A 25,431-nucleotide genomic window follows, 5' to 3' on the forward strand; every position below is an offset into this window, starting at 1 on the left:
ATTTATTTTCATATTACAGATTTCGAGTAGTTTATTGAATCTTCTAAATTATCAAAAGTTTTTAAATTTATATCATCAAATTCAAATTTTGCTTTAGTTAATTTTCTTACAATTCTTGCATTTAAACCAGAAAAAATAAGTTTCTTATTTTTACTTTTAAAATTATCCACTATTGATTTTAGAGCAACCATTGCTGTCATATCAATCATGGTTACATTTTGCATATTTAAAATTACCACAGTTGTATCTTCATTTGAATTTAATAGGGTTTTTAGAGCATTTTGTGCAGCTCCAAAAAACATTGGTCCATTTATATCATAAATAGAAATATTCCCAGGAATATCTGGATGAATTGTTAATTTTGTATTTACAAGTTCAATTGAATATAAATCAATAGTTCTTTTTATAAATAAAACTGAAGCTAATCCAATACCAATGGCAACTGCTATTTGCATATCAAACAAAACTGTTAAAGAAAAACAAGCAAGAAGAACATAAACATCATCTTTAGGTGCCACTTTAATTATATTTATAAAGTGTTTAACTTCAGACATATTCCAAGCAACCACAAAAAGTAAAGCTGAAAGTGAAGCCATTGGTAAATATGATAAATATGGAGATAAAAATATAATTGAAATTAAAATAAATAATGAGTGTACAATCGAAGATACTTTTGAAGTTCCACCTGATTTTATATTTACAACAGTTCGGGCAATGGCAGCAGTTGCAGGAATTCCTCCAAAAAAAGGAACAATCATATTTGTAATTCCTTGACCAATTAACTCTTTATTTGGATTAGTTTTATTTCCAGTCATACCATCACTAATTACAGCACATAATAAAGATTCTAAAGCTCCTAATATGGCAATGGCAATACTATGTGGAAGAAGTTTATATAATAAATTTAAATTAATATCATCAGCATTTAAATAACTCCATGGCAAAGTAAATTGTAAAGGAATAGGGGGAATTCCGTTTCCTTTTAACTCTCCTATTTCATAAGAAAAAGTTGATGCTATTGTTGAAATATCAAGAAAAGGAATATTTATATTTAAGAAAGTCACAATAATTGTTGAAAAACTAAGTGCAATAAGAGCAGATGGTATTTTACTTTTAGTTTTTTGCCATAAAATTAATAAAAAGAGTGTAAATAGACCTGTTAATAATTCTGCTGTATCAAAAGTATGAAATGAGTTAAATAGTATAATAATCTTGTCTATATAACTACCACTAAAATTTTCTATTGTAAGTCCAAAAAAATCTTTTATTTGAAAAGTTGCAATTACAAGAGCAATTCCAGAAGTAAATCCTACTGTTACTGGGTAAGGAATAAGCTCTATTAAAGTCCCTAATTTTAAAACTCCTATTATGATAAGAATAATTCCAGATAATAAACCACAAATAAGAAGCCCAGAAACTCCAAACTCTTGAACAATAGGAATTAAAATAACTACAAATGCAGCAGTTGGCCCTGAAATATTTATTTTACTACTTCCAAAAATAGCTGCAAAAAAACCTGCAACTATCGCCGTATAAAGTCCAAGTTGAGGTGGAACTCCTGTGGCAATTGCTAATGCCATAGACAAAGGAAGTGCTACAATTCCAACTGTTAAACCAGATAGAATATTGCTTTTCATTTACTTCTCTTTTTAGACTTTCTTGAAGGATCTACTCTATATTTTGAATTTTTAAGTCTTTTTATCATTGCTGATGAAATTTTGTACATTTCAATTATATTTTCACGTAAAGAGTTTTTTTTCTCACTATTTCGAGCATTTTCATAATGGCTTAATAATTTTAAATAATCAATGTCATTTAAAAATGGATATAAAGTTACAGATTTATTTTCTTCCAAAATCCATTCACTAAGAAGTGCTAATATGATTTGTTCTGGAATCCAAATATCACCTTCTTGAAGCTTAGTCTCTATTTGTTTTACTATAGAATTATAATAAAAAACTAAAGCTTCATCGTTTGGAAGAAGCTTATTGCTTTTTGTTTTCATTTGGCTATAAGACATAAATGCTTTTAATTCATAAGCATTTATTATTGTTTTACTAAGATGTGAGTTTAATGTTCTAATATTTTCTTCTATTTCTAAATTAAACTCATTATTCCCTAAGTCAATTTTATATGTTCCATTCTTTATGTTTTCTAGAAGTTCTTCAATTACAGTTTTTATATAGATTAATAACGCGTCAGTTTTAAAATCTCTCAAAAGTTTTAATTTTATTTGTGGGTTAAAGTTCATGTGAATCCTAAGTTTCAATGTAAAATTGATTTTAAATCAAACAAACTTAATATTGAATTAAGTTCAATTAATTATTTATAGTTCAATTTTGCTTTTAATCTTAATTAAATTATAATCACAAGAAAAATTTGGATGTAAATGAAGAATAAAATAAATGAAGAGTTAATAAAAGTAAAAAAAGATTTGTATTTAAAAGCAGCTTCTGATTATTTTGATCGATATGGTTATAAAAGTTTTAAAATATCACATTTAGCAAAAGAGTTGGAAATCTCAGTTGGAACAATCTATAATCTTTTTAATTCAAAAGAAAATTTATATTTAGAATATCTTATTTTAAAGCTTCAAAATTTTTTAGATACTTTAAAATCCAAAGAAACAAATAATCCAAAAGAAAATTTAGAATTATATTTATCTTGTAAATATGAGATATTTATTCAAATTGATAACAATACTACTGACCCATACTTTTTTCATAAGTTAGATATATCAAATCATCCCATAGTTGATGAAATATATGAATTTTTAATAAGACAGTTTAAACAACTTTATCCAAATAAAGAGATTAATTACAAGCATGTTTCAACGCTATTTAAAAAGTTATCAGATGGTTTTATCGAGAGTTATTTAATAGAAAAATATGATACAAAGAATATCATTAGTGATACAATAGAACTTTTTTTCTATGGGTTAGAAAAAAAGTAATATTGTTTTTTGTAGATTAAAGTTTATATACTTTAAAAGTAGTATCTTCTTTATTTTGTTTTACTATATTTTCCCAATATTCAACTTTTTTCTGATCTCTGGGTTGTCCAAATGAACCTTCTCTATTAATATTTATTAACATCTTTTGAGCTGTTAATACACCTTTTGAAGCTGCAAAATTTATTAATTCTACACCTTTTTCATTATCAATTTTAGTATTTATGCCTTGAAGGTAAAATCTTGCTAATTGATAAGCTGCATTTGGATCAATATGACTTGATTCTTTTAGTAATTCAAAAGATTTATCGATATCTTTATTTACTCCATCACCTTTATAATATAAAAATGCTAATGCTAAATTTGCATAAATATTATCATTGTTTTTTGACTGGTTTAAATATTTTATAGCATCTTTATACTCTTTTTTATCAGCGTAGTATGTTCCCATTCTAAGCTGAGCATAAGAATTCTTATCTAATATTTTTTTGTAACATGTAAGTTTTGAATCTAAACTTTCTATTTCTTGACAAACATTAGCCTCATTGAGACTAACTAATTCTTTATCCTCAGAACTGAAGAAAGAGGGCATAGAAAATGTTGGCATTTTCATAGAGCATGCTGTAAACATAAAAATTGTTACAGCTGGTAATAATATTTTTTTAATCATTTATTTTCCATATATTCTTTTTATAAAACTATCAGATTTATCTTGGTATAAATCATTCCAATATATACTTTTTTCTAAATTTGTTTCTACAATTTGTGAATTACTATAAATTTTTGATAGTTCAGATTGTGCGGGTTTTACGTTATTCTCAGCAGCATAAGTTAATAGCTTTATAGCTTTTTTATAATCTTCTTTTGCTAAGTAGTTATATGAAAGTTTATATGCTGCAATTGGATCAACATCTTTTACTTCTTCTAACAGTTTAATAACGGTTTCTTCATTTTTCTCAACACCAAGACCATTATTATATAGTTCTGCTAACAAAGAGTTAACATAAAAATTGCCCTTTTCTTTTGCAACTAAATATCTTTGAAGTGCTTCATTATAATTTTCATTAAGTTGAGCATTTAATCCTAGTCTTAATTGGGCAAAAGAGTTTTTGTATGAGATTAAATCATAACAATCCATTTCATATTTTTTATTTGTATTTTTACATTGATCGGCAATTGCTAGTTCATTAGGTAATACTTTTAAAGCTTCGCTATGGTCAACACAACCATTTAATAATATTATTGAAAAGCTTAATGCTGCAAATGAAGAAGTAACAAGTTTAAACATTGGAATCCTTTTTATTTACTCATGTAATTTTGTATATTCTATCAAGTTTTTTATTCATAAGTAGTTAAGACTTATTGCAGTATTATATTATTTTTAGTGGGAGTTTAAATGATTTTTATAGGACTATTTTTATTTATTGCCTTAATTGTAATTGCATTAAATCTACATAATCAATCTAATTTAAATGAAATAAAAGAATATCTACAAAAAAATAACTGTCAAGAAATTATATATTCAAAAGGCTCATACAAAGCCTTGTGTGATGATTCTATAGTAGAAATAGAAAATAGTTTTACTGTAAATATTAGTGAAAATTCAAAAAGTATAAATTATAAAGATATGAAAAATCTAAGAATAGATAATTTAAATATAGTGATAAACAATAACTTTAAAGTTGAATTTAAAGAAAAAGAAAATTTACATTCATTTTTCAAAAATTTAGAAAATAAATTAAATAAATAGGATTATAAATACAGAATGAAAGAAGTTATAAATTTTATAAAAGCACAAAATGTAGAATCAACTACATTCTATACACAATTAAAATGTTCTGTTGAAGAAGCAAAAATTTTACAATATATGTCTAAAGAGTATGTAAATGGTAGAGATACATTAGGAGTAATTGACGTATTAGGTGAGTTTTATGATTTAAAAACTTATAAACATTTAGAAAAACTTGATTTGATTAAATCACTTTTAGAGTTTGGTTGGATTGTCCAAGTATCATTTGATCAAGTAAAATTAAGTGAAGTATCAAAATTAGAACTTATTAACTCAAGTATTTCACTTTCAAGCGCATATTTAAAAATGCTTGAAAATGGAAGCAATGATTTTATTCTACCTGAGATTAAAAATTATTCTGATCACCTAGAATATTTACAAGATCAATTTTTTAGAATAGATTTAGCACAACAATTAAATGTAGTAAGAAAAAATTTTGATGTTAATAGTCCAAGTTCAAATAGATTAAAATCAAAATTGATTTTATTAGAAAATAGAATAAAAGAGAGAATTAAAGTTACCAATAACGCTATTATGCTTGTCGATTTTTTTAAAGACAATGATTTAAATGAACAAGAACAAACATTGTTTTTAGCATTATTAAAAGAAGAATACTCAGGTGGTGATGGAAGTTTAAGAGATATGAATTCTTTGATTGAATTAATTTCAAGTGATGATTATGAAAAAATTAAATATAGAAGTTTATTAGAAGAAAGCTCAACATTAGTTTCTAAATCTTTAATTGATTATGATGAGGTTTTAACTCCATTTGGTGGAATTAATAGAAATTTTTATATTCCAGATGAAGTTTTATATAAAATATCTCATCCAACGAAAAAAACTACAAATGTAGGAAAAATAAAACTCGATACAGTTATTAAAGAGCAAGAGATATTTGAATTAATTTCAACAAATAAAAGTTTAGATGATGTTGTTTTAAATGATAAAACAAAAGAGACTTTAGATGCATTACTAAAACAAGTTGATAAAAATGTAATTAATAGATTAAAGCAATGGGGAATTAAAGACAAAAAAAGAGGAATTGAAGCTAAAATAATTTTTTATGGAGTGGCAGGAACAGGAAAAACACTTACCGCACTTGCTCTTGCAAAATCACTTAAAAAAGAAGTTCTAAGTTTTGATTGTTCCAAAATTTTATCTATGTATATAGGTGAAAGTGAGAAAAATGTAAGAAGTATTTTTGATAAATATTATGAATTACGAACTCAAACAAAATCTGAGCCAGTTTTGTTACTAAATGAAGCAGATCAATTTTTAAGCGCACGAGCTTCTGGCGGAGTTAGTAGTAGTGATAAAATGCATAATCAAATGCAAAATATTTTTTTAGAACAAATTGAAAGATTTGATGGAATTTTAATAGCAACTACAAATTTACTTGAAAATCTTGATAAAGCTTTTTCAAGAAGATTTAATTATAAAATAGAATTTGTAAAACCAAATAAAGCTCAAAGATTAGATTTATGGAAAAAATTAATTCCAGCGTCTCTTCCTTTAGAAGAAAATTTTGATATGGATGAGTTAGCAAAATATGAATTAACCGGTGGACAAATAGAGTTGGTAATTAAAAATACAGCCTATAAAATAGCAGTTAGTGATGAACCAATTTTTAAAGTTGAAAACTTTAAAGAGCAAATTACAAAAGAGCAAAAAGGTCAATTTGACAGTGAAACTAAAGTAGGTTTTTTCTAAACCTACTTAATAAAAAATGATACTTAGATATATTATAAATAGCTTATCTTTAAAAAGTTTTTCTAATTATTAAATTTAATAATTTATTAAGAAACTATCAAAAATCCCTTTTAATTCAAATCTTTTTTCTAAAGATTTTATGTTTCTTTTTGTACCAATTTACTTTTTATCCTTAGAAAAACATTAAATTATAAGCTTATTTTTATTAGGTTACAATATTATTCTTAATTATTATATAAGTGGCTATTTATCACAAATTTAGTATTGTATTTGTAGATTAAAAACTTTTTAGCTTTAAAAGGATAGATTAAATGACACACATGGAATTTGCACATCCCTATTTTGGTGCATTTGTTATGTTTATTGTAACATTTGGTGCTTTTGGTGCAACCGTATGGCTAGCAAGATATGTAAGTAGAAAGATTGCAAGACTTGATACTGAAAAATTAAAAACGACACTTTATGAGTGCGGGCCTGAAGTTACAAAACAACCAAATACAATATCAACACAATTTTACTTAACAGCGTTATTGTTTATTTTATTTGATGTAGAGATTATATTTATGTTCCCATGGGCAATTAATTTCAAACTTCTTGGGTGGTTTGGTTTTATTGAAATGATTTTATTCTTTACTCTTTTAGCAATAGGCTTTTTATACGCATGGAAAAAAGGAGCACTTGAGTGGCACAGCATAAAATAAATTATTTACAAGATAATGCAACGGCAATAAAATTAACAACAATTGATAAATTAGTTAATTTTGGTCGTTCAAATTCATTATGGCCAATGACTTATGGATTAGCCTGTTGCGCCATCGAGATGATGGCAACCGGCGCATCTCGATACGATTTTGATAGGTTTGGAACAATTTTTAGAGCAAGTCCACGACAATCAGATGTTTTAATTATTGCTGGAACTTTAACAAAAAAACATGCTGAATTTATGAGAAGATTATATGATCAAATGCCAGATCCTAAATGGGTTATCTCTATGGGTTCATGTGCAAATACGGGTGGAATGTTTAATACTTATGCAACTGTTCAAGGTGCAGATAGAATTATCCCAGTTGATATTTATCTTCCAGGCTGTGCACCAAGACCTGAAACTCTTCAATATGCACTTATGACACTACAGCAAAAAATCAGAAAAGAATCTATTTTTAGAGCTATTAAGAAAAAGAGGTTAGTGTAATGAGAAAATATATCCCAAAAGATAATGTTCAAAGACAAGCATATTTCTCTGATAGATTTTTTGTATCACCACCTGTTCCTAGATTTCCTATAGATTCAGATGAAATCTTTGCAAAAGATTTTGAAGAAATTAATTATAGTATTAATGTTCAAGAAGCTTATATTGAGCATACTCATTTAGTAATAATTATTGATAAAAGTTTTTTAATTTCATGTGTGAAGCTTTTAAAAGAAAAATTAGAGTATGACATGTTAATGGAATTATCAGCAATTGATTATTTAGCTTTAAGAGATGGTTATGAAATTTTTTATGAATTTTTATCATTATCAAAACACAAAAGGTTAAGAGTTAAGTGTTTCTTGCGAAAAGATGAAGAAATTCCTTCTTTAACATCTTTTTTCTCATCAGCAAATTGGAGTGAAAGAGAAATGTATGATATGTTAGGTGTAAAAGTATCAAATCACTTTAACTTAAAAAGATTGATAATGCCAGATGATTGGTATGATCATCCACTGAAAAAAACATATCCACTTCAAGGTGATGAAGCAGCTTCATGGTACGAAGTTGATAAAATTTTTGGAAAAGAAGCTCGTGATATAATTGGTCCTGAACAAAGAGATCCTGCTGCAATTGATAGATACGATACTACAAGATTTGCAAGACTTGGACATGAAGTTCCATTTGATACTGATATTTCACAATTTGAACCAGAAACTAGCATTTCTTATCAAGAAGAAAATGCTTCAAAAATAATGAAAAAATTAAAACCTGAAGAATCAGTTGTTTTAAAAAGAAGAAGGTAGAAATATGCAACAACCAAATAGACTAAAACCTTTTTTTGAAAATATTCACTTTGAGCGTGATGACAATACGATGATGGTGAACTTCGGTCCACAACATCCATCTGCTCACGGTCAGTTAAGACTAATCTTAGAACTTCAAGGTGAAGAAGTTGTAAAATCAAGACCAATGATTGGATACCTTCACAGAGGTATGGAAAAAATGGCTGAAAATATGATTTATAACGAGTTCTTACCAACAACAGATAGAATGGATTATATTGCTGCTACTTCAAATAACTATGGTTATGCCTTAGCAATTGAAAAACTTCTAGGAATTGAAGCTCCAAGACGAGCTGAAGTTATTAGAACTATGCTTTTAGAATTAAATAGAATTACTTCACACCTTTTCTGGCTTGCTACTCACGCACTTGATGTTGGTGCAATGTCTATGTTTCTTTATTGCTTTAGAGAAAGAGAATATGCAATGGACTTAATAGAAGACTATTGTGGAGCTAGACTTACTCATAGTGCAGTTAGAATTGGTGGAGTTCCACTTGATTTACCATCAAACTGGATTGATGACTGTATGAGTTTCTTAGATGTATTAGAGCAAGAATTAAAAACATATGAAGGACTTTTAACAGAAAATAGAATCTGGAAAATGAGACTTGAAAATGTTGGTGTAATTACACCACAAATGGCAAAAGATTGGGGATGCTCGGGAATTGTATTAAGAGGATCTGGAATCAAATGGGATTTAAGAAAAGAGATGCCTTATGGTCTCTATTCTGAACTTGATTTTGATGTTCCAATTTCATATACAAATGACTCTTATGGAAGATATAAAATCTGTATCCAAGAGATGAAAGAGTCTTCAAAAATATTAAAACAATTAGTTCCTATGTATAAAGAGTCTGAGTCTCAATTAATGGCACATGCTCCAAACTATATTTCAGCTCCTAAAGAGCAAATAATGACTCAAAACTACTCTTTAATGCAACATTTTGTTTTAGTTACTCAAGGTATGAGACCACCTGTTGGAGAAGTATATGTTGCAACTGAATCACCAAAAGGTGAGTTAGGATATTTTGTTGTAAGCGATGGAAGTCCATATGCTTATAGAATGAAAATTAGAACTCCTAGTTTCCAACATACTGCTATTTTAGAAGAGTTATTAGTAGGATTACAATTAGCCGATGTTGTTACTGTAATTGGTAACTTAAACATTGTATTTGGTGAGATTGATAGATGAGAAGCGTGAAAAAAATAAACTGCTTTAATTTTTTAACTTCGGAACCGAAATGGTCGGGACGAAGTGTAGCCATGAAGGATGGGAAGTTATGAAAAGATTTGATTTAAGACATTTAAAAAACGACTTCTATGACAGAATGTTAGAGCTCCTCGACAAACAAATTGCAGCAGAAGAAGTAGCAATTATTATTTTTGAAATTGGAGATTTTGATAATATTCAAAAATCTGCCGATGTTATTTATGAAGCTGGTTATACACTTATGAATTCAATAAAATTTACTGAAGTAGATTGGACTTTAGTTGTTAAAAAAGTAAAACCAGAACCAAAAGTTGTGGAAGAATCAGCTGAGGTAAAAGGTGATGAATAAAAAAGAACTTATTGCAAAAAGCGATTTTATAATATCTATTGGTTCAATGTTAGCTGATAATAAAGAAGATATTAGAAATAGTATTATTGAATCAATTGCTAAAACCAATGCAAAATTCACATATATGCATCCAATTGATAATATTGATTTAAAACTTTATTACACACAATTTATAAAATATGAAGTTGGAAGTGAAGAGGGTATTTGTACTTTATTGTTGGATACTTTTGTAAAAGAGTGTGATGGGAAAACAAAAAAATTTATTAATGAATTAGATTTAGGTTATATAAGTGCAGAAAGCTCTGCTGGTGAAGAAGAGTTTGAAGAAGCATATGAAAACTATAAAGAAGCAAAAAACAAACTATTGATTATCGGTGATGATTTAATTGAGCATGAAAGAATAGAAAATATTATCAAATTATTAGCTCTTATTAAAAAATACACAAACTTTGAATTAATTGTTCTAAATGAAGATTTAGAAAATAAAATAAATTCATGTACAAATTTTGATTTAGAAGAAATTGAAGAACTAAAATCTTTTAATGGAACTTTAGTTTATAAGCTAATTGATAAAAATCAATCTGATGAATTAATTGCTAGTAAAACATTTGCAAATATTGCAAAAGTGGCAAATGATGATGAAATTTATATAAATTCTAAAGATGAAAAAATTAAAAGAACTTTAAAAGTTGATGAAACACTAAATGGAACAATTGCCATTTTAAAAGTTAAAAATTCTGATGATATTTTTAATGGGTATAGATATAAACAAGTAAAGATTGAAAAGGTTGAAGCATAATGAGTGATATGATTACACTAACAATTGATGGTAAAACTGTTGAAGCAAAAGAGGGTGAGTCAATACTAAACGTAGCACGTGCAAATGATGTATTTGTGCCTGCTGTTTGTTATTTGACAAGATGTTCACCAACACTTGCATGTAGATTATGTTTAGTTGAAGCTGATGGAAAACAAGTATATGGTTGTAATACAAAAGTTAAACCAGATATGCAAATCTCAACAGTTACAGAAAATATTCAAAAAGAGAGACGTGCAATTATGGAAGTTTACGATGTAAACCATCCATTACAGTGTGGTGTTTGTGACCAAAGTGGTGAATGTGAACTACAAAATTACTCTTTATATATGAAAGTTGACTCTCAAAGCTACTCTATAAAAGATATTCACAGACCTACACAACATTGGGGAGTTATGAATTATGACCCAGCCCTTTGTATTGTATGTGAAAGATGTGTAACGGTATGTCAAGATATGGTTGGATCAAATGCATTAAGTACTGTAAAAAGACCAAGCGATGCTATTGAGAAAACATTCAAAGATGAAATGCCAAAAGATGCATACGCAATGTGGAACAAACTAAATAAATCACTTATTGGTTATGATGCAGACGCCTGTACAAATTGTGGTGAATGTATTGCTGCATGTCCTGTTGGAGCACTTGTTTCTCATGACTTTCAATATACATCAAATGCTTGGGAACTTAAAAAAATACCAGCAGCTAATCCTCACTCAAGTGATTGTGCTTTTATGTATTATGAAATTAAACATGAATCAATTGATAAACATGCTACTAAAAAAATCTATAGGGTAACAAATGAACCTCACTATTCAACTGTAAATGGTTCAGGAAGATTCGCTTATGATTTTGAAAATAAAGTTGAAGCTAAAGATGTTAATGCATTTAAAGCAGCTGTTGAAGCATTCAAAAAAGCTAAAAATATTAAATTTAATTCATTTATTACAAATGAAGAGGCCTTAATTTTACAAAAATTAGCTGATTTCACAGGTGCTAAACTTGTAAATGAAGATGCAAAAAGATATCAGGATTTTTTAAATAACTATAGTAAAATCTCAGGTAAATCTCTATACTCATCAAAATTATCAGAAGTTCATAACTCAAACTTTGTAATTTCTGTGGGATCTTATTTAAAATCAGATTTACCAAATGCTAGATATGCATTTAATAACTCAGTTATTATGAATAAGGGTGCTGGTTTATATTTTCATCCAGTATCTGATCCTGTTATGGAAAAAATTGGTAAAAAAGGTAAAACAACTGAATTTATCTACCATGATGCTATGGTTGAAGAATCAATTTTATACTTTATTTTATATAAGTTTGGAAAAAATTTACCCCAAGAGACTCAAAGTTATATTGATTCACTAAAAGAAACTAGAACAAAAACTGTAACTGAAGTAGTAAAAGAAAATATTGTAGAAATCGTAGTTGATGAAGCAACAGGTGAAGAAAAAGAGGTTAAGAAAGTTGTTTCTAAAAATGTTTCAACTGATGTATCTTATGAATATATATCTTTATTAGCTGATTTTGGAAAAGATGAAAGTTTCTTAGCTTTATTAGATGAGATGCTTGCTAAAAAAGATACATTCTCTTTAATGGTAGGAGAGGATTTAATAACTCATCCAAATTGTGAAAACTTAGCAAAACTTTGTGGATTAATAGATAGATGTACGGATTTTAATGTTGTAATTATTCCTACTCAAACAAATACTTTAGGTGTATCTCAAATTTGTACACTATCAAATGAAGTAGATGGATTTAGTGTTGGTTATAACGTAAAAGCAGATTTTGAATTATCAGCTTTAGGTGATGGAAATTTAGATATTCCAGCTCTTAATCAACAAGAAGGAACTTTTACAAATATTGATAAAAAAGTTATTCCTACAAATGCCGCACTTGCTTTTAAAGGTTATACATTAAATGAAGTTGCAAATGAAGTTTTAAATGATGATATTGAATATACAATAGAATATACACCAAAACTTCCTGTTAATAAAGGTTATAAAGCAATAGCATTTGATGATTTACCGAACAAATTTGGAAATGACCAAGTTGAGTATAGAGGTTATGATCTAATAGAAACAACAACATCTATTCAAAATGATGTAAAAGAGATTAATATTGAAAAAATTACTTTAGCTGATGATGAAATTGTTATTTATAAAGCTAATCCAATTAATCAATTTAATGAATTCACAGCAATTGCACATGAATTTGCTGAAAAATTACAAGATGGAATTTTCTTCTCAAAAGCAGCTTTTGAAAAACTTGAATTACAAAATGGTGATAAGGTAAAAGTAAACGCTAATAATCAAGAGTTAGAATTAAATGCTTATGTTGATGTTCAAATAGCAGGAGATATTGCTTATGTTTCAACATTTATGAAAAACTCTTTATCAAATAGCTTATTTAATATTTATAGATTTAATAAAGCAAAAGTAGCAAAGGTATAGTATGGAAACAAGTATTATAATAGAAACTATTGTTAAAGTTGTAATTGTTTTAGCAGTGTTTTCAGCACTTGCTGGATTTACAACTTATATTGAAAGAAAAATCCTAGCATTTATGCAAAGAAGATTGGGACCTACAAATGTAGGGCCTTATGGATTGTTACAAATAGCAGCTGATGGTATTAAGCTATTTACAAAAGAGGATTTTATTCCTGCAAATGCAAATAAACCAATTTTTATGGTAGCTCCACTAATTACAGCTGCAACTGCATTTATAGCTATGAGTGCTGTTCCATTTTTTCCAGAATTTGAGATGTTTGGATATACGGTTCGTCCAATTATTTCGGATGTAAATGTTGGTGTTTTATTTGTTATGTCTGTTGGTGCGGTTGGACTTTATGGACCATTACTTGGGGGGATGAGTTCTGCAAATAAATGGGCACTTCTTGGGGGTGCAAGAACTGCAATTCAACTTTTATCATATGAAGTTGTTTCAGGTCTTTCACTTTTAGCTCCACTTATGATGGTTGGATCTTTATCTTTAATTGATATTAATAACTACCAAGCGGGAGGATTTAGTGATTGGATTGTTTGGTCTCAACCATTGGCATTTTTATTATTTACAATAGCTGGATTTGCTGAAACTAATAGAACTCCTTTTGACCTTTTAGAGCATGAAGCGGAATTAGTTGCTGGTTATGCAACTGAGTATTCAGGTATGAGATGGGGAATGTTCTTTATTGGAGAATATGCGAACCTTTTTACAATTTCATTTTTAATTGCACTTATATTCTTAGGTGGATTTAATCCTTTATGGTTTATTCCAGGTGGATTTGCAATTGTATTAAAAGTTATGTTTTTGATTTTTGTTTTCTTATGGACAAGAGCTTCTTGGCCGCATATTAGACCAGATCAATTAATGTGGTTATGTTGGAAAATTTTAATGCCACTTGCAGTGCTAAATGTTTTAGTTACTGGTTTTGTGATGATGTTTTAGGAGGTAATTATGGAACTAAATCAATTTAAAAATAGAAATATAAGTGAAGATTATATTACGGTTCAAGAGGATAATTACCCAAAAACTTCTTGGGAAACATTTAAACAAGTAGCCACTAGATCTGTAAAAGGTGAACTTTTTGTTGGACTTAAAATCACTTTTGGAATAATGTATAGAGCCTTATTTAAAGGTGAAATGGCAACAGTTCAATACCCAAAAGAAAAACTTCCTATTGGTCCACGATATAGAGCTGTACATAAACTTCTTAGACTTTTAGAATCAGGAGAAGAAAGATGTATTGGTTGTGGACTTTGTGAAAAAATCTGTATTGCAAACTGTATACGAATGGAAACTAGAATTGATGAAAATTCTAGAAAAGAAGTTATGGAATATACAATCAATATGGGAAGATGTATTTTCTGTGGATACTGTGCTGAAGTTTGTCCTGAGCTCGCTATCGTTCATGGTGGAAGATATGAGAACTCAAGTGAGCAAAGAGCGCATTTTTCTTTAAAAGAAGATATTTTAACAAGTGCAAACGGACTTGGTGCTCAGTTAGAATTTGATGGATATGGTTCAGTATCACCAGATGCTGACAAAAAAATCAAAAAAACACCATTATCATACTAAGGAGATTGAATGTTTGAATTAGTAGCTTTTATTATATTTTCTGTTTTAACTATTAGTATGTTTAGTATTTCTGTTTTAACAAATAATGCATTATATGCATTAAGTTCACTAGCGGCTGGAATGATTTTCATCTCAGCATTTTTCTTTTTATTAGGAGCTGATTTCCTAGGAGCTGTGCAAATTGTAGTTTATACAGGTGCTGTTATGTCTTTATATGCATTTGGAATGATGTTTTTTGATTCTCTTGCTGAAGTGAAAGAAAAAATTAGAAATCCAAGATTAGTATTTTTATTATCTGGAATGGTAGCTTTAATTGTTGTTATTGTTTTAGTAGCTCCAATTATTGGAGAAGGTGTTGAAGCCAATTATCCAGTAAATGCAGCTTATGGAAATTCTGTTGATGTTGGATTGGTTTTATTTACGAAATATTTAGTTCCTTTTGAAGTTGCAGCAATTATGCTTTTAGTTGCAATGATTGGTGGAATTGTATTAGCAGGTAAAAAGATGAATGAATCATATTCAGAAATGAAAGAAGATGAAATCGATGAGAAAATTAAGCTTGATGCTTCTAAAAAGGATGATAAATGACACTTAATGCTTATTTAATATTATCTACGATTCTATTTTGTATAGGATTAATAGGTGTTTTAAGAAGAAAAAATGTTTTAATGCTTTTTTTCTCAACAGAAATTATGCTTAATGCTGTAAATGTTGGACTTGCTGCAATTTCAAAATTTCATGGAGATTTATCAGGTCAAATTTTTGCATTCTTTATTATTGCCGTTGCTGCAAGTGAGGTTGCTATTGGACTTGGATTATTAATTCTTTGGTATAAAAGAACAGGCTCTATTAATTTAGATGATATAGCTGGGATGAAAGGGTAATAATGGAAAAATTTATATATATAGCACTTTTTGCACCACTTGTTGGTTCACTAATTGCAGCTTTATTTTCAACTCAGCCAAAAACAGCATTTACAGGATGGTTTACATCTTTTATGTTGGCTGTTTCAATGTATGCATCTTTAAATCTTTTACATTTTATTTATACAACAGATACTATTTTACAAATAACCTTATTTGATTGGATTGTAATTGGAAGTTTAAATATTCCTTTTGGATTTGTAGTTGATCATGTAAGTGTTGTAATGATGACAGTGGTAACTGTAGTTTCTACAATGGTACATATCCATTCTATTGGATATATGGAACATGACAAAGGTTTTAATAGATACTTCTCTTACCTTTCTGCATTCGTGTTTTCAATGCTTGTTTTAGTAATGAGTGATAACTTTGCTGTTTTATTTATAGGATGGGAAGGAGTTGGAGTTTGTTCATGGTTATTAATTGGTTTTTGGTATCACAAAGAATCAGCAACATGGGCTGCAAACGAAGCTTTTATCATGAATAGAGTTGGAGATTTAGGTTTACTTCTTGGAATGTTTTTAATTTACTGGAATATTGGAAGTTTACAATATGATATTGTATTTGCTCAAATTTCAACATTAGAAAATTCTACTCTTGTTTGGATAGCAGGTCTATTATTTCTTGGAGCTATGGGTAAATCGGCTCAATTTCCTCTTCATACATGGCTTGCTGATGCAATGGAAGGACCAACACCTGTTTCTGCATTAATTCACGCTGCAACGATGGTAACAGCTGGAGTTTATTTAGTAATTAGATCAAATGAACTTTATACTTTAGTTCCTGAGGTTGGATATGCAATAGCTGCTCTTGGAGCATTTGTTGCAATATTTGCGGCTTCAATGGCACTTGTAAATAATGATATGAAAAGAATTATTGCTTACTCAACATTATCTCAATTAGGGTATATGTTTGTAGCTGCTGGTCTTGGAGCATATTGGGTTGCATTATTTCACCTTGCAACTCACGCGTTTTTCAAATCAGTATTATTCTTAGGTGCTGGAAATGTAATGCATGCTATGGATGATGAATTAGATATTAGAAAAATGGGTGGTTTACATAAAAAAATGAAAGCAACTTCTATTATTATGACAGTTGCATCATTAGCACTTGCAGGTATTTTTCCACTTGCAGGATTCTTTTCAAAAGATAAAATTCTTGAAGCTGCATTTAATGCAGATGCAATTGTATTATGGGGAGTATTATGGGTAACAGCTGGTTTAACAGCATTTTATTCATTTAGACTTGTTATGAAAATATTCTTTGGTGAACAAAATTATTCAAATGAAGAATTTCATCCACATGAAGCTAAAAACTTTGTAATAGCTGCAATGATTCCACTTGCAGTACTAGCTGTAATTACTGGATGGTTTGAACACTCATTTGTAGAATTTGTAACAAAAATCCTTCCAACATGGGAAGCATCAAATCTTAATCATTCAACTACATGGATCTTAATTCTTATCACAAGTGCAGTTGCTATCTTTGGAATAGCTGTTGCTGTTTACAAGTATAAAAATGGCGGATTTAGTAAAAACTGGGAAAATACTGTAATTTATAAGTTATTAAGTAATCAATATTATATTCCAAAGATTTATGAAAATCTTATTTCAAAACCATATTATGCAATATCAGTATGGGTATGGAAAGTAATAGAAATCAAAATAATTGATGCATCAATTGATGGACTTGCACACTTTATTAATAAATTAGGTGTAGTAATAAGACCAATTCAATCTGGTAATTTATCATCATCACTGAGACTAATGGCATTTGGACTAATTTTAGGATTAGTATTTGCTTTAGTTTTATCAGTACTTTAAGGGGTTATGTAAATGGAAAATATTTTATCAATGTTGATATTTTTCCCAGCAGCTGCAGCTACTGTTGGATTTCTAATAGAAAAAAATTCTATGAGACAGTTTGGTGTAGTTGTTACTGTTGTTGAGTTTGTGTTATCTCTTTTATTATGGTATTACTTTGACACAAATGCTACTGGTATGCAATTTGTTCAAATGTTACCACTTATAGATGCTTATGGAATTCATTATTTAGTTGGTGTTGATGGTGTTTCTTTATTTTTAATAATAATGATTACATTTATGACAATGATTGCATTAATTGGTCTAACTGAAACAAAAGATGTAAAAAATTTAATCATTACAATGCTTTATTTAGAAATGACAATGGTTGGAGTTTTTGCTTCTTTAGATGTAATAATGTTCTATATATTCTGGGAATTAACACTTATCCCTATGTTTTATATTATTGGATTTTGGGGTGCAGAAAAAAGATTTTATGCGGCAATTAAATTCTTCTTATATACATTCACAGGGTCATTAATCATGCTTATTGGTATGTTATATTTTGGATATGTATATCATGAAACTACAGGAGTTTGGAGTTTTAGTGTTCTTGACTGGTATAATGTAGTACTTCCTTTTGATTTGCAACTTTGGTTGTTTATAGCCTTTTTCTTTGGTTTTGCTGTAAAAGTACCAATGTTTCCATTTCATACATGGTTACCTTTGGCCCATTCACAAGCACCAACAATTGGATCTATTATCCTTGCAGCTGTTTTACTAAAAATGGAGACTTATGGATTTATTAGATTCTCTCTTCCATTATTCCCAGATGCAAGTACTTATTTTGTAGGTTTCATGGCTACACTTGGACTTATTGCAATTATATATACAGCAATGGTAGCTTATGCACAAGAAGATATGAAACAGATGATTGCATATTCATCTATTTCACATATGGGTGTTATTACTCTTGGTGTTTTTGCTTTAAATGTTGAGGGTATTTCAGGAGCTGTTTATTTAATGATTGGACATGGAGTTGTTTCAGGAGCACTGTTTATGAGTGTAGGAGTTCTTTATGATCGAAGAAAAACCAAGATGATAAAAGAGTTTGGCGGATTAGCTCAAAATATGCCAATGTTTGCACTTGTTTATGCTGTTGTATTAATGGCTTCTGTTGGACTTCCACTTACTATTGGGTTTATTGGAGAATTTTTATCTTTATTAGGATTCTTTAAGTATTCACCTATTTTAACATTTATCGCTTCATTAACAATAGTTTTAAGTGTTGTTTATATGCTAGCAATGTATAAAAGAACTTTCTTTGGAAAATTGGTAAAACAAGAAAATAAAGATATGAAAGATATTCATGGAAGAGAACTTTTTGCTTTAGGTTCATTGGTGTTTTTAATTATTGCTTTAGGTATTTATCCAAAAGTAATATTAGACCCATTAAATACATCTGTTACACATCTTACAAAAGTAATGGAAATAAAAGCAGTAAATGAAGATACCAAAGAAAAATTAAGAGCTCTAAACTCTATTGGGGAGGTTAAATAATGCTAGAACCTATTAATATTAGTTTAGATACTCTAAACTTAGGAACATTAGCACCTATGGTTATTGCCATTATTGGTGCTTTAAGTATATTATTAACAGATTTATTTAATAAAGATAAGCATAAATCTTTATATGTAATTTTAGTTGTGTTATTTTTAATCTTTGATTTATTTACACTTTTAGCTTTTTCAGGAGAAGAAAGAGGTGTATTTGATTTAATGCTACTTGATGGTATTGCTATATTATCTCAATGTATTATTATTGGTGGTTCAATTTTATTCATCCTTTTAGGATTATCAAAATTAAGATTCCAAGATTTTAGATATGCTGAATATTTTGCCTTGTATTTATTTGCAGTTGCTGGTTTTCAGTTTATGGTAAGTTCTGATTCTTTAATCCTAATATTTGTTGGATTAGAAACAGCTTCTCTTGCCCTTTATACAATGATTGCAATGCATAATAGAATGGTTTCAATAGAAGCTGCAATTAAATATTTTACAATGGGAGCATTAGCTGCTGGGTTCTTTGTATTTGGTTCTATGATATTTTATGGTATTACAGGTTCTCTTGAGCTTGCACAAATTGCACAGGTATTAACTCAAGAAGGTTTCTTATCTCATGAAAACTATGCAAATTATGTTTTAGTATTAGTAGGATTTGTATTTATGTTTGCTGCTATTGGATTTAAATTATCTTTATTCCCATATCATGTTTGGGTTCCTGATGTTTATCAAGGTTCAACATCAGCAATGGCAGGATTTTTATCTGTGGTTCCAAAAATGGCAGGATTTGTAGTTGCTTTAAGATTTTTTGAAATATTTATACATGCTAATGATCCTATAATTCAAACCATGCTTTATGTAACAGTTATTTTAACAATAACAGTTCCAAACTTAATTGCTCTTCAACAAAGAGATATAAAAAGAATGCTTGCTTATTCTTCAATATCAAATGCAGGTATGGCAATGGCCGCAATTATTATAGGAACACAACAAGCAACAACTGCATTATTTTTATATTGGATTTTATTTACAATAACTAACTTTGGTGCATTTGGTATGCTTTGGATGAATAGAGGAAAAGAGTTTGATGATTATAGATCTCCATATGATTTCAAAAAATTCTCAGGACTTGCAAAAATTTCACCATTTACAGCATCTATTTTAGCGATGTTCTTATTTGCACTAACAGGACTTCCTCCTTTTGCCTTGTTTTGGGGTAAAATGTATTTAGTTGCAAGTGCTGTAAATGCTGGACAAATTGCATTGGCAATTATTATTGTTTTAAATTCAGCAATTGCTGCATATTATTATTTAAGACCAGTTTCATATATGTTCTTAAGAGATCCAGAAGAAGGATCTAAAACTAAGTTTATGGAAAATGCTTCATTGCCAATGAAATCAGCAGTTGGTTTTGCAGTATTCTTAACACTTATCTCAATATTTTTAATAGATCCTTTATTAAATATTATCACTTTCTACGTATCTAGCGCAGGATTTTAGTAAGATATATTCTAATCATTTGTAAAAATGATTAGAATTATTGTAAACTTACCTTATGAAAAAAATAATAATTCTTTTTTTACTAATTATTAACCTTGCTTATAGCAATTCTTTGGGCTTAACTAAAACAGATATAATAATTCTTAAAAAAATAAAATCATTAACAAATGATACTTTTATGAAATATACATTAATGGCAATTGCCGTAAAAGAATCATCAGTTGGAAAAAACTTAATAAACAATGTAAGTAAAGATTATGGACTATTTCAAGCAAATATTAAAAGTGTAATTAGAAGACAAAAAGTTCAGGATAATATTTATAATAGAAATTATTTTGCAAAAAAACTTGTATATGATGCAGGTTTTTCTACAGCGAATGCAATAGTTGAAATAGATTATTGGAGAAAAATTCACAATGACAATTGGATAAAAATTTGGGCAAGTTATAATACTGGATGGAAATATAAAAGTAACACAGGACTTGATTATGCATCTTCAGTATTTGATATTGTAAAAAAATTAAAATATGAATATAATCTATAAAATCTAAAAACTCTATAACCCAGAAATAAACCATAACTTGTTACAATCCATTAAGAAAAATAAAGGAAAGAAATTGAAAAATATTAGTGTTGCACATTCACCTGATGCTGATGATATATTTATGTACTATGCAATCAAATTTGGTTGGGTAACTCCAAAAGATGCAATATTCTCAAATATTGCAGCAGATATAGAAACATTAAATCAAGCTACATTAAAAGGTGAGTATGATATTTGTGCAATTTCATTTGCTTTATATCCATTTATTAAAGATGACTATGCCCTATTAAAAACAGCAGTTTCTTTTGGTGAGGGATATGGTCCTAAACTTATAAAAAAAATTGGAACAAAATTAAAAAGAAATTTTAAAGTAGCACTTAGTGGCGAGTTTACAACTAATGCACTTTTATTTAAAATTGCATACCCAAATGCAAGAATTACTTATATGAATTTTTTAGATATTGAAAAAGCTGTTTTAGATGGAACTGTTGATGCAGGTGTTTTAATACATGAGTCAATTTTAACTTATAATCAAGAGTTAGAAGTAGAGCGAGAAATGTGGGATATTTGGGTTGAATTAAGTGGTGGAGGATTACCATTGCCACTTGGAGGAATGTGTTTAAGAAGATCTATTCCACTTCATAGCGCAATTGACTATGAAAATACATTAATTAAAGCGGTTGATGTTGCAAATAAAAATAGAAAAGTATTAGCACCCATGTTACTTGAAAAAGGACTTATTAGAGTAGATGCTGCTACTTTAGATAAATATCTGGACTTATATGCAAATGATAATTCAGTTCTTATGAGTGATTTACAGTATGAAGCTTTAGATAAACTATATGAACTAGGTTATAAAAATGGTTTTTATGAAAATTTAATTCATTCAAAAGATTTTTTAATTCCAACAGAGTATGAAGAATTAAGAGCTAAATAGTATATGCAAAACAGTATAAAAACAATAGATTTCAAAAAATACTCTTCAATAAAAATAGGTCCAGTTTTAGATGTGCTTGTGATAAATAAAATAGATGATTATAGCGACTATCAAATTATAGGTCGAGCAAATAATTTATTAATTTCTCCAAAAACAAATAAAAAGTTTGCAATTTTGGGTGAAGAGTTTGATTATATTAAGCAAGAAGAAAATTTACTTTATGTAGGATGTGCAACAACATCTGGTAAACTTTTAACATATACTAGAAATAATAATATAGCAAATTTAGAATTTTTAGCAAAACTTCCTGGTAATTTAGGTGGTTTAGTAAAGATGAACGCCGGTTTAAAATCATGGGAGATGTTTAATTATATTCATAGTATAAAAACTAAAGATGGATATATTAAAAAAGAAAATATAAATTATTCTTATAGAGAAACAAAAATAAATGATATAGTTTATGAAGTTGTTTTTAATATAGAACAAGGTTTTTCTAAAGAAAAATTAAAAGAGTTTAATAAAATGAGAGATAACCAACCACATGTTCCAAGTGCTGGTTCTTGTTTTAAAAATCCAAAAGGTGACTTCGCAGGTCGATTAATTCAAGAAATTGGATTAAAAGGTGTAAAAAAAGGTGATATGAGTTTTTCAGAACAACACGCTAATTTCTTAGTAAATTATGGTGATGGAACTTTTGAAGATGCAGTATATTTAATAGAAGAAGTGAAAAATAAAGTTAAAGAGCAATTTAATATAGACATAGAAGAAGAGATAATAATTTATAAGTAAAATTAATTAATTTATGTTAGAATGCAAACTTTAAAATAATGTAAGGTTTTTTAGTGAAGAATTTAGTAATAGTGGAGTCCCCAGCAAAAGCGAAGACAATCTCAAAATTTTTAGGCAGTGATTATGTAGTAATGGCCTCAATGGGTCACGTAAGAGATTTACCAAAATCTCAATTAGGATTTGACCCAGAAGATAATTTTAAACCAAAATATTTAGTATCAACAGATAAGAAAAAAGTAATAAGTGATTTAAAAAAACATATCACAAAAGATACTACAATCTACCTAGCGGCCGATGAGGATAGGGAGGGAGAAGCCATTGCATGGCATCTTATTCCTGCACTTAAAATTGAGAAAAACCCTATTAAAAGAATTGTATTTCACGAAATTACAAAAGATGCGATCTTAAAAGCATTAGCAAATCCTAGAGATGTAGACCAACATTTAGTTGATGCACAACAAGCAAGAAGAATACTTGATCGTGCTGTTGGATATGAATTATCTCCACTTCTATGGAGAAAAGTTAGATATGGACTTAGTGCAGGACGGGTTCAAAGTGTTGCTGTACGAATAATAGTAGATAGAGAAAATGAAATTAGAGAGTTTATCCCAGAAGAATACTGGAGAATAAAAGCTGATTTTATAAATCCTGAATTAAAAGCAGAACTTGCAAAAATAAATGGAAAAACTTCAAAAGTTACAAATGAAGCACAAGCATTAAAAATTGAGGATTCTTTAAATCAAGGTATTTATCAATTATATGATATTGAAGAAAAAGAGAGTACTAGAAATCCTGCTGCTCCTTTTACAACTTCAACACTTCAACAAGAAGCAAGTAGAAAACTTGGACTTTCAGTTAAGCAAACAATGATAGTAGCTCAACAATTGTATGAGGGAAATGTAGGAAATATACCAAATCATACAGGTGGTTTGATCACATATATGAGAACAGATTCATTAAATCTTTCTAATGTTGCAACTAGTGCTGCAAAATCAGTAATTGAAGAAGAGTATGGGAAAGAGTATTCTTTAAATAAACCACGTATTTATAAATCAAAAGCAAAGGGTGCACAAGAGGCTCACGAAGCAATAAGACCTGTAAATTTAGCTTTAAAACCAAGTGAAATTAAACCTTATGTTGAAAATATTCAATATAAACTTTATAGTCTTATTTGGAAAAGAACACTTGCAACTCAAATGGCAGTTGCAAAAATTGCTAACACAACATATAAAATAGAAGCTGGAAAGAATAAAGAATATGAATTTCAGGTAAAAGGTCAAAGAATTATTTTTCCTGGATTTATGAGAGCGTACACTGAAGGTAGTGATAATCCAGAAGCTGCACTTGATAGTACAGAAAAAATTCTACCAAATATAAAAGTAGGAACAATTCTAGAGTTAGAAAACTTAGAATCTGAGCAAAACTTTACGAAACCACCTGCACGTTATACAGAAGCTTCATTAGTTAAAAAACTTGAAAGCGAAGGAATTGGAAGACCATCAACTTATGCTCCAACAATTTCAACTATTCAAGCTAGAGAATATGTAACAAAAACAGAAGATAAAAAATTAATTCCAACACCAACAGGTGAAATAGTAAATAGCTTTTTAGTAGATCATTTTTCTAATATTATAGATTTAGGTTTTACAGCAAAAATTGAAGAAGAGTTTGATGATATTGCAGAAGGAAAAATCGCTTGGGAAGAAGTGTTGAAAGAATTCTATGGCAATTTCAAAAAAACTATTGATGAAAAAGAAGAAAGTGTAAGTAAAGAAGATTATTTGCAGTTGCGAGAAATAGGAATTGATCCAAAATCAGGGAAACCTGTGAGTGCAAGAGTAGGAAGATTTGGTCCATTTATCCAAATTGGAACTAAAGATGATGAAGAAAAACCAAAATTTGTTGCTATTCCAGATCATTTAAATATGGATACTATTACATTTGATGAAGCAATGTTTTTATTTACACTTCCAAGAGTTGTAGGTCTTGATACAAATGGTGATGAAATAAAAGCGAATATTGGAAGATTTGGCCCATATTTACAGGTAAAAACAAAATATTATTCACTTAAAACTGATGACCCTTATACTGTTGAATTACCAAGAGCTTTAGAAATTATTAAAGAATTAGATGAAGCAAAAGAAAAAGCTACAATAAAAATATTTGAAAAAGAAAAAATACAAATTTTAACAGGTCAGTATGGAGCTTATATTAAACAAGGTAGAAAGAACTTTAAAATTCCAAAAAGTATGGAAGCAAAAGATTTAACACTGCAAGAGTGCCTTGATATAATTGAAAAAGATTCTAAATCAAAAGGTAAAATAACAAGTTCTGCAAAAAAAGCGCCAGCAAAAAAAGCTGCAGCACCAAAGAAAGCAACTGCAAAAAAAACAACAGCTAAAAAACCTGCAACAAAAAAGAGTACTGACAAATAA

25 protein-coding genes are annotated in these 25,431 nt (G+C 28.7%); 21 read left to right on the forward strand and 4 right to left on the reverse strand.

Annotation, left to right across the window (positions count from 1 at the left end):
• Positions 1 to 8 precede the first annotated feature (8 nt).
• Together dauA and ABVS04_RS08635 are read right to left on the reverse strand one after the other, a co-directional pair.
• The gene (gene dauA / locus ABVS04_RS08630; RefSeq protein WP_368030293.1) at positions 9 to 1,637 is read right to left on the reverse strand and encodes a C4-dicarboxylic acid transporter DauA; all 1,629 of its coding nucleotides are present in this window, start codon (positions 1,635 to 1,637) and stop codon (positions 9 to 11) included.
• Positions 1,634 to 2,251, reverse strand: coding sequence for a hypothetical protein (locus ABVS04_RS08635; protein WP_368030294.1), 618 nt, complete (start codon positions 2,249 to 2,251; stop codon positions 1,634 to 1,636). Before ABVS04_RS08635 ends, dauA begins: the two co-directional genes overlap by 4 nt.
• 138 nt (positions 2,252 to 2,389) lie before the next feature.
• On the opposite strand from ABVS04_RS08635, the gene ABVS04_RS08640 reads away from it, so the two are divergent.
• On the forward strand, positions 2,390 to 2,953 hold the full coding sequence (locus tag ABVS04_RS08640; protein WP_368030295.1) for a TetR/AcrR family transcriptional regulator: 564 nt from the start codon (positions 2,390 to 2,392) through the stop codon (positions 2,951 to 2,953).
• A gap of 16 nt (positions 2,954 to 2,969) precedes the next feature.
• On the opposite strand, the gene ABVS04_RS08645 is transcribed toward ABVS04_RS08640, so the two are convergent.
• Together ABVS04_RS08645 and ABVS04_RS08650 are read right to left on the reverse strand one after the other, a co-directional pair.
• Complete coding sequence (locus ABVS04_RS08645) at positions 2,970 to 3,620, reverse strand: tetratricopeptide repeat protein (RefSeq protein ID WP_368030296.1); 651 nt, start codon at positions 3,618 to 3,620, stop codon at positions 2,970 to 2,972.
• The gene (locus tag ABVS04_RS08650; RefSeq protein ID WP_368030297.1) at positions 3,621 to 4,238 is read right to left on the reverse strand and encodes a tetratricopeptide repeat protein; all 618 of its coding nucleotides are present in this window, start codon (positions 4,236 to 4,238) and stop codon (positions 3,621 to 3,623) included.
• Positions 4,239 to 4,346: 108 nt separating this feature from the next.
• Here ABVS04_RS08650 and ABVS04_RS08655 point away from each other — a divergent pair, with 108 nt between their 5' ends.
• The 20 genes from ABVS04_RS08655 (at position 4,347) to topA (ending at position 25,431) form a co-directional block, all read left to right on the forward strand.
• Positions 4,347 to 4,700 carry a hypothetical protein gene (locus ABVS04_RS08655; protein ID WP_368030298.1) on the forward strand — a complete coding sequence of 118 codons (354 nt, stop codon included), beginning with the start codon at positions 4,347 to 4,349 and terminating at the stop codon, positions 4,698 to 4,700.
• A 15-nt stretch (positions 4,701 to 4,715) separates the two neighbouring features.
• Complete coding sequence (locus ABVS04_RS08660) at positions 4,716 to 6,449, forward strand: ATP-binding protein (RefSeq protein ID WP_368030299.1); 1,734 nt, start codon at positions 4,716 to 4,718, stop codon at positions 6,447 to 6,449.
• A gap of 311 nt (positions 6,450 to 6,760) precedes the next feature.
• Positions 6,761 to 7,150, forward strand: coding sequence for an NAD(P)H-quinone oxidoreductase subunit 3 (locus ABVS04_RS08665; protein ID WP_368030300.1), 390 nt, complete (start codon positions 6,761 to 6,763; stop codon positions 7,148 to 7,150).
• Positions 7,132 to 7,641, forward strand: coding sequence for an NADH-quinone oxidoreductase subunit B family protein (locus tag ABVS04_RS08670; protein ID WP_172128106.1), 510 nt, complete (start codon positions 7,132 to 7,134; stop codon positions 7,639 to 7,641). The genes ABVS04_RS08665 and ABVS04_RS08670 overlap by 19 nt, the downstream gene beginning before the upstream one ends.
• Positions 7,641 to 8,444 carry an NADH-quinone oxidoreductase subunit C gene (locus tag ABVS04_RS08675; RefSeq protein WP_368030301.1) on the forward strand — a complete coding sequence of 268 codons (804 nt, stop codon included), beginning with the start codon at positions 7,641 to 7,643 and terminating at the stop codon, positions 8,442 to 8,444. Before ABVS04_RS08670 ends, ABVS04_RS08675 begins: the two co-directional genes overlap by 1 nt.
• 4 nt (positions 8,445 to 8,448) lie before the next feature.
• The gene (nuoD, locus tag ABVS04_RS08680; RefSeq protein WP_368030302.1) at positions 8,449 to 9,675 is read left to right on the forward strand and encodes an NADH dehydrogenase (quinone) subunit D; all 1,227 of its coding nucleotides are present in this window, start codon (positions 8,449 to 8,451) and stop codon (positions 9,673 to 9,675) included.
• An 88-nt stretch (positions 9,676 to 9,763) separates the two neighbouring features.
• Positions 9,764 to 10,042, forward strand: a complete 279-nt coding sequence (locus ABVS04_RS08685; protein WP_368030303.1) for an NADH-ubiquinone oxidoreductase subunit E family protein — start codon at positions 9,764 to 9,766, stop codon at positions 10,040 to 10,042.
• A complete protein-coding gene (locus tag ABVS04_RS08690; protein WP_368030304.1) occupies positions 10,035 to 10,841 on the forward strand; it encodes a hypothetical protein in 807 nt (268 codons plus the stop codon). The genes ABVS04_RS08685 and ABVS04_RS08690 overlap by 8 nt, the downstream gene beginning before the upstream one ends.
• Entirely contained in the window at positions 10,841 to 13,315 is a 2,475-nt protein-coding gene (locus ABVS04_RS08695) for an NADH-quinone oxidoreductase subunit G (RefSeq protein ID WP_368030305.1), read from the forward strand. Before ABVS04_RS08690 ends, ABVS04_RS08695 begins: the two co-directional genes overlap by 1 nt.
• A gap of 1 nt (position 13,316) precedes the next feature.
• Entirely contained in the window at positions 13,317 to 14,309 is a 993-nt protein-coding gene (gene nuoH / locus ABVS04_RS08700; protein ID WP_368030306.1) for an NADH-quinone oxidoreductase subunit NuoH, read from the forward strand.
• A 9-nt stretch (positions 14,310 to 14,318) separates the two neighbouring features.
• Entirely contained in the window at positions 14,319 to 14,939 is a 621-nt protein-coding gene (nuoI, locus tag ABVS04_RS08705; protein ID WP_368030307.1) for an NADH-quinone oxidoreductase subunit NuoI, read from the forward strand.
• 9 nt (positions 14,940 to 14,948) lie between these two features.
• Entirely contained in the window at positions 14,949 to 15,527 is a 579-nt protein-coding gene (locus ABVS04_RS08710; RefSeq protein ID WP_368030308.1) for an NADH-quinone oxidoreductase subunit J, read from the forward strand.
• Positions 15,524 to 15,823 carry an NADH-quinone oxidoreductase subunit NuoK gene (nuoK, locus tag ABVS04_RS08715; protein WP_368030310.1) on the forward strand — a complete coding sequence of 100 codons (300 nt, stop codon included), beginning with the start codon at positions 15,524 to 15,526 and terminating at the stop codon, positions 15,821 to 15,823. The genes ABVS04_RS08710 and nuoK overlap by 4 nt, the downstream gene beginning before the upstream one ends.
• Positions 15,824 to 15,825: 2 nt before the next feature.
• Positions 15,826 to 17,685 (forward strand): NADH-quinone oxidoreductase subunit L, encoded by a 1,860-nt coding sequence (gene nuoL / locus ABVS04_RS08720; protein WP_368030311.1) that lies wholly within the window; start codon positions 15,826 to 15,828, stop codon positions 17,683 to 17,685.
• Between the two features lie 12 nt (positions 17,686 to 17,697).
• Positions 17,698 to 19,224, forward strand: coding sequence for an NADH-quinone oxidoreductase subunit M (locus ABVS04_RS08725; protein ID WP_368030312.1), 1,527 nt, complete (start codon positions 17,698 to 17,700; stop codon positions 19,222 to 19,224).
• Complete coding sequence (gene nuoN / locus ABVS04_RS08730) at positions 19,224 to 20,726, forward strand: NADH-quinone oxidoreductase subunit NuoN (RefSeq protein WP_368030313.1); 1,503 nt, start codon at positions 19,224 to 19,226, stop codon at positions 20,724 to 20,726. The genes ABVS04_RS08725 and nuoN overlap by 1 nt, the downstream gene beginning before the upstream one ends.
• Before the next feature lie 55 nt (positions 20,727 to 20,781).
• Complete coding sequence (locus ABVS04_RS08735) at positions 20,782 to 21,270, forward strand: transglycosylase SLT domain-containing protein (RefSeq protein WP_368030314.1); 489 nt, start codon at positions 20,782 to 20,784, stop codon at positions 21,268 to 21,270.
• A gap of 73 nt (positions 21,271 to 21,343) precedes the next feature.
• Positions 21,344 to 22,207 (forward strand): menaquinone biosynthesis family protein, encoded by an 864-nt coding sequence (locus ABVS04_RS08740; protein ID WP_368030315.1) that lies wholly within the window; start codon positions 21,344 to 21,346, stop codon positions 22,205 to 22,207.
• Between the two features lie 3 nt (positions 22,208 to 22,210).
• Positions 22,211 to 22,996: a UDP-N-acetylmuramate dehydrogenase gene (locus tag ABVS04_RS08745; protein WP_368030316.1), complete on the forward strand. Its 786-nt coding sequence runs from the start codon at positions 22,211 to 22,213 to the stop codon at positions 22,994 to 22,996.
• Between the two features lie 53 nt (positions 22,997 to 23,049).
• Complete coding sequence (gene topA, locus ABVS04_RS08750; protein ID WP_368030317.1) at positions 23,050 to 25,431, forward strand: type I DNA topoisomerase; 2,382 nt, start codon at positions 23,050 to 23,052, stop codon at positions 25,429 to 25,431.

It is taken from the genome of Arcobacter sp. s6, assembly GCF_040884245.1.
GTDB lineage: Bacteria > Campylobacterota > Campylobacteria > Campylobacterales > Arcobacteraceae > Aliarcobacter.